The following is a 10,131-nucleotide window of genomic DNA, read 5'->3' on the forward strand; positions in this document are numbered from 1 at the left end:
TCCATCATAGGCTTGGTCATCGGGGGCATGCCTCGGTTCAGGTTGGCGGTTGCGACCCGACCCTACCGAGAAACCCGATGACCGCCTCAGCTACACCACCCCGCGGGACACGATCACCGGGTTGCTCCCAACGTGCAGCTAGCGACGACTCCTACCTACACCACGCCGACCTATTTTACTCCCATGACCACGTCCTGCTACGGTGGAATTTGCACGACCACGGGCGGTCAGATTCAGGGCGGGCAAACCTACGGTGGCGACACCTACAGCTATGATGCCAATTCGCAACTACGCGAGAGCGCCGTTGAGCAATGCATGATGCGCAAGGGATACCAGCTCATTCCGAGCAGAATGTGTACGGCGTCCGAGGCTCAAGTAGCCCCCATCGTATCGTCATCTGCCATGATCGTACGACCTTCGGGACCATTCTGCGTTGCCCAATCGAGCAGCGGTTATGGCGTTCCGCTCAGCGTGGTCGCCCGGTAGGTTCAAGCGACGGAGACAACTGGCAGAATAGAAAAGGCCGCCCCACCGGACGGCCCTTCCCCAAAACCTTCGCAAGAACCGAAATCAGTTCTTCGCGTAGAACTCGACGACGAGGTTCGGTTCCATCATCACCGGGTACGGCACGTCCGAGAGCGCCGGGGTGCGGACGAACTCGGCCGTCATCTTCGAGTGATCGACGTTGAGATATTCCGGCGTGTCGCGCTCGGGCGAGCCGGCGGCTTCCAGCACGATGGCGAGCTGGCGCGATTTGTCGCGGAGCGAGACGACATCGCCTTCCTTCACCTGGTAGGAGGCGATGTTGACGCGGCGGCCGTTCACCTGCACGTGGCCGTGGTTCACGAACTGGCGGGCGGCGAAAACGGTCGGCACGAACTTCGCGCGGTAGACGACCGCGTCGAGCCGGCGCTCCAGCAGGCCGATCAGGTTCTCGGAAGTGTCGCCGCGCAGACGGTTGGCCTCGGCGTAGACGCGGCGGAACTGCTTCTCGGTCAGGTCGCCGTAATAGCCCTTCAGCTTCTGCTTCGCGCGAAGCTGGGTGCCGAAGTCCGACATCTTGGTCTTGCGGCGCTGGCCGTGCTGGCCGGGGCCGTATTCGCGCTTGTTCACCGGGGACTTCGGACGGCCCCAGATGTTCTCGCCCATGCGGCGGTCAAGCTTGTATTTCGCACTCGTGCGTTTGGTCACGACGGTTTCCTATCAGTCACAAATATGGGCGGCGTTCTCCTTTGCCGAAGGTTGCCCTCCGCCGACAGGCTTCCCCTTGCGGGGTCCGCGAACGCCAGTCATTCCCTCCGCCCCAACGGACGGCGAGCGGCGCCGTTCTAGCGATCGCGCGGCGGATGTCAATGCCGGAGCGCCGGAAGCCGTGTCGCGGGGCTTGTCGGCGAGCCTCATACGCCTGGCAGCGGGCGAAGCGCCAGGTCGCCGAGATCGCGGCCGAGGGCTGCGAGGAAGCCGGCGACGGCCGGGGCGAGGACCTCGAAATGGGTCTCGCCCTCGAAGACGCGCACGCGGCCGATCTGCTCGCGGCGCGCGCCGCCGAGGCGACAGATGAGCGGCAGGAGCCGGCGGACCTCGCCCCGCCCGCCGGCGCCCCGGTTGAGGCTGAACCAGACCGGGCCGTCCGGCACGGCCTCGGCGGGGGCGGCGGCGAAGCTCGGTCGCGCGGCGTACCAGCCGCGGGCGAGCGCGCGCGCGAGACGGTCGGCCCCGAGGGCGCGGAGCATGGCGAGCGCCATTTCATCCGCCTCCGCGCCCGACCCGGACGGCCCGGCGAAGCCCGCCCCGGGCTCGGCGAAGCCGGGCGGTGCGTCGAGGCTCGCCATGAGCCGGTCGCGCTCGCAGGCCGCGACCTCGGCGGCGCCGGGCTCTCCCCGCCAGAAGATGCGTAAGCCGGCGCGGCGGAACAGCATCTCGACCCGGCGCCGCTCGGCCGGTGTGACGAGAAAGACGACGCGCCCGCCCCGCCCCGCCCGCCCCGTGCGCCCGGAGCGGTGCACGAGCGATTCATGCGAGAGCGGCGCATCGGCGTGGATCACGAGATCGAGCCCCGGCAGATCGAGACCGCGCGACGCGAGATCGGTCGCGACACAGACCCGCGCCCGCCCGGAGCGGAACGCCGCGATCGCGGCGTCGCGCACGTCCTGACCGAGATCCCCCGAGAGCGCCACCGCGCGGAAGCCCCGGTTCGCGAGATGCTCCGTCAGCGGCGCCACCCCGTCGCGGCGCGCGCGGAAGACCAGCGCGCGGGCCGGATCGGCGAGACAGATCAGGTTACCCGCGACGCGATCCCGATCGCCCGGAGCCACGGCGATCCCCTCATAGGTCACCGGCGCGCGGATACGATCGTGGATCAGCAGGCGGAGCGCGTCGCGCTGATAGGCCGCCGCGAGCGCCTCCACCCCCGGCGTCATCGTGGCGGAGAACATGAGCCGCCGCCCCGGCGGCAGCGCGGCGACGATCCGGTCGAGCTCCTCGCGAAAGCCGCGGGCGAGAAGCTCGTCCGCCTCGTCGAGCACGAGGGTCGTGATCGCGCGGGGATCGAGCGTGCCCCGGCGCAGATGCGCGAGCAGCCGGCCCGGGGTCGCGACCACGAGATCCGCGCCGCGCCTGAGCCCCGCCACCTCCTCGGCCGGGTCGGTCCCCCCGGCGCAGAGCGCGATGCGGGTGCCGAGCCCGGCGTAGAGCCAGCCGAATTCGTCGCGCGCCTGCGAGGCGAGCTCCCGCGTCGGCGCGAGCCCGATCGCGACGGTCTTGCCCGAGCCCGTCGCGGCCGATGCGAGAAGATCCCGCCCGGGATCGGGAAGGTCGCGCACGGCCGCCTGAACGTCGGTCAACTCGTGGATCCCGCGCGCGCCAAGTGCGGCGGCGAGCAGGGAGGGAACGCCTTCCAAACCGATCATCGTCACTCATTGAATGCGAGGCGCGACCTCGATCCGGCGGAGCGCGGAGCGGCGGGGTCCATGGCGAGCCCCGGGGAAGCGCGGTGAACGCGGGGCCGCCAGATGCTGGCTTCGGCCCGGACGTCTGGTCGCGGGATCGCCCGCCGGCAACTTGCCAGCGGACGAAGTTCAGCATATAGCGGGCCGCGATTTCCAACTCATGAACGGACTGGCTCCATGCCCAAGATCAACGGCAACGAAATCCGGCCGGGCTATATCCTCGAACACGACGGCGGGCTCTGGGTGGCGGTCAAGGTCGCGCATGTGAAGCCCGGCAAGGGCGGCGCCTTCGCCCAGGTCGAGATGAAGAACATCCGCGACGGCCGCAAGCTCAACGAACGCTTCCGCTCGGCCGACAAGGTGGAGCGCGTGCGCCTCGAACAGAAGGACCAGCAGTTCCTCTACGAGTCGGACGACCTCCTGCACTTCATGGATACCGAGACCTTCGAGCAGGTGACGATCCCGGCCGACATCTTCGGCGACCGCCGGCCCTTCCTGCAGGACGGGATGACGATCGTCGTCGAATACTACGAGGAAGAGGCGCTGAACGCGCAGTTGCCCGACAAGGTGACCTGCACCGTCTCCGAGACCGAGCCGGCGGTGAAGGGCCAGACGGCGGCCAACAGCTTCAAGCCCGCGATCCTCGACAATGGCGTGCGGATCATGATCCCGCCCTTCGTCGGCGAGGGTGAGGCGGTGATCGTCTCGACCGAGACCATGGAATACGTCGAGCGCGCCTGAGGGGCGCGTGCGGCCCGCCCGCCTGAGCGGGCCGTGACTGGCGGTCCGGCTCAGCCGGGATCGGTTGAGGACGGGCCGATGCGGTCCGCGAATTCCTCGAAGACCCGGGCGTAGACCGGCTGCTTGAACGGAACGATGCGCTCCACGACATCCTCGGGGCGCATCCAGGCCCAGGAGCCGAACTCGGGATGCGGCTGGTCGATCCGCACCTCCTCATCCGCGCCATGGAACCGGAACAGCGCCCAGATCTGGCGCTGGCCGCGATACCGGCCCTTCCAGAGCTTGCCGAGCAGATGTGGCGGCAGGTCGTAGGTCAGCCAGTCGGCGGTCTGGCAGATGAATTCCACCGAAGCCGCCTGAACACCCGTTTCCTCGCCAAGCTCGCGCAGCGCCGCCTCCAGCGGCGCCTCGCCCTCGTCGATCCCGCCTTGCGGCATCTGCCAGGCGTCCGGCGTATCGAGCCGCTGGCCCGCGAAGACCAGGCCCTCGCAGTTCATCAGCACCACGCCGACACAGGGCCGGTAGGGGAGCGTTCCGGGGTCGATCGCGTCTCCCTGCCCCCCGGCGCGGTCTTGCCCGATCATCAGTTCTCCGCGCGCAGGTAGGAGATGCCGCGCAGCATGTCGACGCCGTAGCTCAGCTGATAGTCCTCGGCGCGGAGCTTGGCGGTCTCTTCCTGATGCTTCTTCGCGGCTTCGAGCTGCTTCTGCTCGTCCTCGGTCAACGAATCGTTCGAGAGCGCGCCGCGCAGATCCGCCTCGGAGCGCAGCTGCAGGCCGGGCGGCGTCTCCTCCGGCTCGGCCGGTTCCGAACCCGGAGCGGGCTGCTCGACGACGATGTCGGGCGCGATGCCGAGCGCCTGGATCGAGCGTCCCGACGGCGTGTAGTAGCGCGCCGTGGTGAGCCTGAGCGCGCCATCGTCCTGCACCGGCATGATGGTCTGCACCGAACCCTTGCCGAAGCTTTGCGTGCCGAGGATCACCGCTCGCCTGTGGTCCTGCAACGCGCCCGCCACGATCTCGGAGGCGCTGGCCGAGCCGCCGTTGATCAGCACCACCATCGGCTTGCCCTCGGCAAGATCGCCCGGCTTCGCATTGTAGCGTTCGCTGTCGCGCGGATCGCGGCCCCGGGTCGAGACGATCTCGCCCGATTCGAGGAAGGCATCCACGACCGAGATCGCCTGATTGAGCAATCCGCCCGGGTCGTTGCGGAGGTCGAGAACGAAGCCCGTCACATTGTCCATCCCGCCCGCGGCCTCGACCTGCTCGCCGAGCTGCCGTTCCAGGTTCGGGAAGGTCTGCTCGTTGAAGGTCGAGACGCGCAGCACGACGACATCGTCGATGAGCTGGCTCTTGACGGCGGAGACGGTGATCGTCTCGCGCGTGAGTTCCACGTCGAACGGGTCGGGCGTGCCCTCGCGCTGGATCGTGATCGTGATCTCCGATCCGACCGGCCCGCGCATCATGTCGACCGCTTCGTTGAGATTGAGCCCGACCACGCTCTCGCCATTGACCTGGGTGATGAGATCGCCCGGCTTGATCCCGGCCCGGTCGGCCGGGGTGTCCTCGATCGGCGACACCACCTTGACGATGCCGTTCTCCTGCGTCACCTCGATGCCGAGCCCGCCGAACTCGCCGCGTGTCTGCACCTGCATGTCGTCGAAGTCGTCGGGCGGCAGATAGCTCGAATGCGGGTCGAGCGAGGTCAGCATGCCGTTGATCGCCGCCTCGATGAGCTCCTTGTCATCCACGGGCTCGACATAGGTGGTGCGGATTCGCTCGAACACATCGCCAAAGAGATCGAGTTCCTCATAGACCGACTTGTCCCTGTCGGCCTCCTGCGCCACCAGCGGTCCGGCGAACTGCGTGCTGACAATCACTCCCAGGACCGCGCCGGCCGCGCTCGCCAGCAGTAACTTCTTCATCGCGTCATTCCTATCCGTTCTCGCTTGCAAACAGCTCCGCCGGGTCGACGGGCCCCCGGCCATGCCTGACTTCTATATAGAGCAGTTCGTCCGCGCCAGTGTCGCCGGTACCATCGTCCTCGCCGGACCCGCCATCCGCGGTCTCCCCGGGCCCGTGATCCTCGGCGGCCTCGCCTTCCGCGGCCTCGTCGCCGATCGCCGCGGGGTCAGGTTCGCCGAGATCGATCGCGGGCGCGCCGCCGTCGCGGGATTCGTAGGCCGGCCCGCCGAGCTGCCCGAGCAGATCGCCCCGCCGCACCGCCTGGCTCGTCTCCACCTGAACCCGCGCCAATCCCGCGAGCACGATGAGTGTCGCGTCGTCGGTCTCGACGACGACCACGTAGCCATAATCGAGAAACGGCCCGACGTAACGCACGATCGCGTCAGCGGGCGCGGTGACGAGCGAGAGCGGCGGCGCGCTCATGGTCAGTCCCGGCCTCCGGACCCCGGCCGCGTCGGCCTCGTTGAAGCGGCGCGCGATCTCCCCCACGACCGGACGGCTAAGCTTCGGAGGCGGCGCATCCGCCGCCCGGCGCCCACCACCCCGCGCGGCGAGCTTCTCGGCGAGCGTCGTCAGCGTGTCGCTGCTCCTGAGGAACTCCGCCATCGCCGGGTCCTCGGTTTCCCGCGGCTGGCGCGGCGCCTTCCGGCGCAGCGTCTCGCCAAGCTCGGTCCGCGCGGCGCCGAGCGCGGCGATCCCGGTCGCGAGGTCGCGTTCGCCTTCGAGCCTGAGCCGGCGCAACTCGGCGAGCTCGCCGTATTCCCGCGCGAGGTCTTCCGCCTCGGCGTGGAGCGCGGGCGTCAGCTTCGAGAGCGTCGCGGCCGCGCGGGCCGCGGCGACCGGACCGTCCGGGTGGATCATGCCCTGGGCCGGCGGCGGCGTGCGCCCCATGGTTTCGAGCGCGGCGATCAGATGCTGGATCTCGCCCCGCCGTGTCTCCAGGTCCGCCGACAGCTCCCGCTCCCGCGCATTGGCGCCGCTCACCCCNATGCCCTGGGCCGGCGGCGGCGTGCGCCCCATGGTTTCGAGCGCGGCGATCAGATGCTGGATCTCGCCCCGCCGTGTCTCCAGGTCCGCCGACAGCTCCCGCTCCCGCGCATTGGCGCCGCTCACCCCCGCGCGCAAGGTGTCGAGCGCGGATTGATACGCGGCGATCGCCCGCGACAGCGCCTGGACGCGCGCGCCCGCGTCCCGCGCCTCGGCAAGCTCTCGCCCCGCCGCGCCGATCCGCTTCGCAGCCTCCGCCATATCCTCGGCCGGCGTCGCGCCGAGCGGCGCCGGAGCCAGACCGACGGCGAGCGCCACGCCGAGAATGGCCCGCCCGATGCGCCCCGGCGAGGTCGTCACGCGCGAACGATCAGGCTCTGCCCGGTCATCTCCGCCGGCTGGGGCAGACCCATCAGTTCGAGGAGCGTCGGGGCGAGATCCGAGAGCCGGCCGTCGCGAAGCGTCGCACCCTCCGGGCCATTGACGAGAACCACCGGCACCGGGTTCAGCGTATGCGCGGTATGCGGGCCGCCGGTCTCGGGATCGACCATGGTCTCACAATTGCCGTGGTCCGCCGTGACGATCGCCGCCCCGCCCATCTCCCTCACGGCCGCGAGCGCCATGCCAAGACCGTCGTCCACGGCCTCGACCGCCTTGATCGCCGCCTCCAGCACGCCGGTATGGCCGACCATGTCGGGATTGGCGAAATTGCAGACGATGAGGTCCATCTCACCCGAGCGGATCGCCGCCGTCAGGTTCTCGGCCACCTCCGGCTCCGACATCTCGGGCTGCAGGTCGTAGGTCCGCACCTTCGGGCTCGGCGCCATGTAGCGCTCCTCGCCGGTCTCGGGCGTCTCGACGCCGCCGTTGAGGAAGAAGGTCACATGCGGATACTTCTCGGTCTCGGCGATGCGGAACTGCCTTTTGCCATGCGAGGAGACCCAGTGGCCGAGCGTGTTCACAAGCTCGCCGGCCGGGAACATCACCTTCATATGGGCGTTCAGCGCGTCGGAATAGGGAACCATGCCGAGGACCGTCGCGAATCTCGGCCGCGTGCCGACCTCGTAGGCGTCGAATTCGGGAGCCACGAGCGCCGCGAGGATCTCGCGCGCCCGGTCGGCGCGGAAATTCGCGAAGGTCAGCCCGTCGCCATCCTTCGCGCCCGCGTAATCGCCGATCACGGTCGGGGTCACGAACTCGTCCGTCTCGCCTTCGGCATAGGCGGCGGAGATCGCCTCCTCGGCGCTCGCCGCCCGCTTGCCCTCGCCCGCGATGATCGCCGAGACCGCCTGCGCCACCCGGTCCCAGCGGTTGTCGCGATCCATGGCATAGAAGCGCCCCGAAACCGTCGCGATCCGCGCGCCCTCGGGCAGTCCGGCCTCGAATTCCGCGATCTGCGCCACGGCCGATTTCGGCGCCACGTCGCGCCCGTCGAGGAAGCAGTGCACCTCGACCGCGATCCCGGCCGCGGCCACGGCATTCGCGACCGCGTTCATGTGGCGCTGATGCGCGTGCACGCCGCCGGGCGAGGTCAGCCCGCAGAGATGCGCGGCACCGCCGGTCTCGCGCAGGGTGGCGATGAACTCGGCAAGCTCGGAATTGCTCGCGAAACTCCCGTCGCTGATCGCATTGTCGATGCGGGGCAGGTCCATCCAGACGACGCGGCCGGCACCGATATTCATGTGCCCGACCTCGGAATTGCCCATCTGTCCCTCGGGCAGGCCGACGTCGGGGCCGTGCGCGGCGAGTTGCCCATGCGGGCATTCCGACCAGATGCGGTCGAAGGTGGGCGTGTTCGCGAGCGCCACCGCGTTCGCCTCGGTCTCGGCCCGAAGCCCCCAGCCATCGAGAATACAAAGGACAACGGGTCTGACCCCTGTCATCTGGAACCTGCCTTCCTTGCTCCTGTCGAGGGCCAGCAATACCGCCGCCCGACCGGCTTGGCAAACCGAACCACCCACGCGGTCCCGGTCGGATCACTGGCCGTATCGCCGGCTCTGTCAGCGACCTCCGCGCGGGCCAGAGGGCGATTGCGCCGGGCGCCGATTTCCGGTCAACCTCGCCGTCCCGTCCAGCAGGAAGCGCATCCATGATCCAAGCCCTGACTCTTCTCTTCATCTGCCAGCTCGCGGGCGAGGTGCTCGTCCGCTCGCTCGGCCTCGTCTTTCCCGGGCCCGTGGTCGGCATGGGTCTGCTCTTTCTCGGCATGCTCGCCGCCGGGCGCGCCGGCCAGCCGCTCGAGAAGGTGGCCGATACCCTCCTCGGGCATCTCTCGCTCCTCTTCGTCCCGGCGGCGGTCGGCGTCGTGCAGCAGATCGGGCTCATCCAGGCGCATTGGCTGGCGATCACCGCCGCGCTCGTCGTCTCGACCCTGCTCACGCTGATCGTCACGGTCCTGACCTTCCGGGCCGTCGCGCGCATGACCGCGAGGCCGGTGCTGTGACCGACACGCCCGCCTTCTACCAGATCTGGGTCTATCTCTCGACGACGCCGCTGCTCTGGCTGACGGTGACGCTCGCCGCCTTCTCGATCGGGGATCTGGTCTCGCTCGGCTGCCGGCGGCATCCGCTCGCCAATCCGGTGGTGATCTCGGCGGGGCTGCTCATCGCGCTCCTCGCCTTCACCGGCACGCCCTATCCGACCTTCTTCGAGGGCGCGCAGTTCGTGCACTTTCTCCTCGGGCCGGCCACGGTCGCGCTCGCCGTGCCGCTCTGGCGCAACCGGGCGCGGGTCCGGGCCAATCTGGTGCCGATGTGCGCGGCGCTCGCCGCGGGATCGGTGACGGCGATCGGCTCGGCCTGCGGCATCGCCTGGCTCTTCGGCGCGCCGGGCGAGGTGATCGCCTCGCTCGCCGCGAAATCGACGACCGCGCCGATCGCCATGGCGTTGACCGAGACCATCGGCGGTCTCCCCGCGCTCGCCGCCGTGCTCGTCATCTTCACAGGCGTCCTGGGTTCGATCATCGTGACACCGCTCATGAACGCGATGCGTATCCGCGATTTCGCGGCGCGGGGTTTCGCGGTCGGGGTGGCGAGCCACGGCATCGGCACCGCGCGCGCGTTTCAGGTGAGCCAGGAGGCCGGAACCTTCGCGGGCATCGCGCTCGGCCTCAACGGCGCGCTGACCTCGGTGCTGGTTCTGGTGATCAACCTCTTCCTCTGAGCGGACGCGCCGCGACGCGGGCCGAGCGCCCGCTATTCCGCCGGCGGCTCCTCCGCCGGTTCGTGCCAGGCGTCGAGCTCCGGGCCCAGCGCGGCGAGCGGGATCGGCCGGTATCCCCTGATCCGGTGCCAGCGTCGGCGCGCGGTGTCCGAGACGTCGGTGAAGGCCGCGACTGGCGTCCTGTCGCGGGAGCGTATCCGGAACACGCGGTCGGTCAGTCCGCCGCCGCCCTTGTATCCGGCGCGGAGATCCCCGTCATAGCGCGCCGCCTCCCCCCAGCCGCGCTTCATGCCGCCATCGACCCGGAGACCCCGCTCCCGCGCGCCTTC

General features: G+C 69.5%; 10 protein-coding genes. 3 read left to right on the forward strand and 7 right to left on the reverse strand.

What is annotated here, in order from left to right; all coding sequences use genetic code 11:
* Positions 1-570: 570 nt before the first annotated feature.
* Together rpsD and ACLJK8_RS20510 are read right to left on the reverse strand one after the other, a co-directional pair.
* Positions 571-1,191 carry a 30S ribosomal protein S4 gene (gene rpsD, locus ACLJK8_RS20505; RefSeq protein WP_413152220.1) on the reverse strand — a complete coding sequence of 207 codons (621 nt, stop codon included), beginning with the start codon at positions 1,189-1,191 and terminating at the stop codon, positions 571-573.
* A gap of 206 nt (positions 1,192-1,397) precedes the next feature.
* On the reverse strand, positions 1,398-2,909 hold the full coding sequence (locus ACLJK8_RS20510; RefSeq protein ID WP_413152221.1) for a DEAD/DEAH box helicase: 1,512 nt from the start codon (positions 2,907-2,909) through the stop codon (positions 1,398-1,400).
* Positions 2,910-3,125: 216 nt separating this feature from the next.
* Here ACLJK8_RS20510 and efp point away from each other — a divergent pair, with 216 nt between their 5' ends.
* On the forward strand, positions 3,126-3,689 hold the full coding sequence (efp, locus tag ACLJK8_RS20515) for an elongation factor P (RefSeq protein ID WP_413152222.1): 564 nt from the start codon (positions 3,126-3,128) through the stop codon (positions 3,687-3,689).
* Positions 3,690-3,739: 50 nt separating this feature from the next.
* On the opposite strand, the gene ACLJK8_RS20520 is transcribed toward efp, so the two are convergent.
* From ACLJK8_RS20520 to gpmI, 4 genes are all read right to left on the reverse strand, one after another.
* Entirely contained in the window at positions 3,740-4,273 is a 534-nt protein-coding gene (locus tag ACLJK8_RS20520) for an RNA pyrophosphohydrolase (protein WP_413152223.1), read from the reverse strand.
* Positions 4,273-5,613, reverse strand: coding sequence for a S41 family peptidase (locus ACLJK8_RS20525; protein WP_413152224.1), 1,341 nt, complete (start codon positions 5,611-5,613; stop codon positions 4,273-4,275). The genes ACLJK8_RS20520 and ACLJK8_RS20525 overlap by 1 nt, the downstream gene beginning before the upstream one ends.
* Before the next feature lie 10 nt (positions 5,614-5,623).
* Positions 5,624-7,000, reverse strand: a complete 1,377-nt coding sequence (locus tag ACLJK8_RS20530) for a murein hydrolase activator EnvC family protein (protein ID WP_413152225.1) — start codon at positions 6,998-7,000, stop codon at positions 5,624-5,626.
* Positions 6,997-8,523: a 2,3-bisphosphoglycerate-independent phosphoglycerate mutase gene (gene gpmI, locus ACLJK8_RS20535; RefSeq protein ID WP_413152226.1), complete on the reverse strand. Its 1,527-nt coding sequence runs from the start codon at positions 8,521-8,523 to the stop codon at positions 6,997-6,999. Before gpmI ends, ACLJK8_RS20530 begins: the two co-directional genes overlap by 4 nt.
* A gap of 206 nt (positions 8,524-8,729) precedes the next feature.
* Here gpmI and ACLJK8_RS20540 point away from each other — a divergent pair, with 206 nt between their 5' ends.
* On the forward strand, positions 8,730-9,083 hold the full coding sequence (locus tag ACLJK8_RS20540) for a CidA/LrgA family protein (RefSeq protein WP_413152227.1): 354 nt from the start codon (positions 8,730-8,732) through the stop codon (positions 9,081-9,083).
* Complete coding sequence (locus tag ACLJK8_RS20545; RefSeq protein ID WP_413152228.1) at positions 9,080-9,802, forward strand: LrgB family protein; 723 nt, start codon at positions 9,080-9,082, stop codon at positions 9,800-9,802. The genes ACLJK8_RS20540 and ACLJK8_RS20545 overlap by 4 nt, the downstream gene beginning before the upstream one ends.
* 32 nt (positions 9,803-9,834) lie before the next feature.
* Here ACLJK8_RS20545 and ACLJK8_RS20550 read toward each other — a convergent pair.
* Positions 9,835-10,131 (reverse strand): hypothetical protein (locus ACLJK8_RS20550; protein WP_413152229.1); only part of this gene is annotated, 297 nt, incomplete at its 5' end.

This window comes from Amaricoccus sp. W119 (genome assembly GCF_047275745.1).
In the GTDB taxonomy this organism is placed as follows: Bacteria; Pseudomonadota; Alphaproteobacteria; order Rhodobacterales; family Rhodobacteraceae; genus Amaricoccus.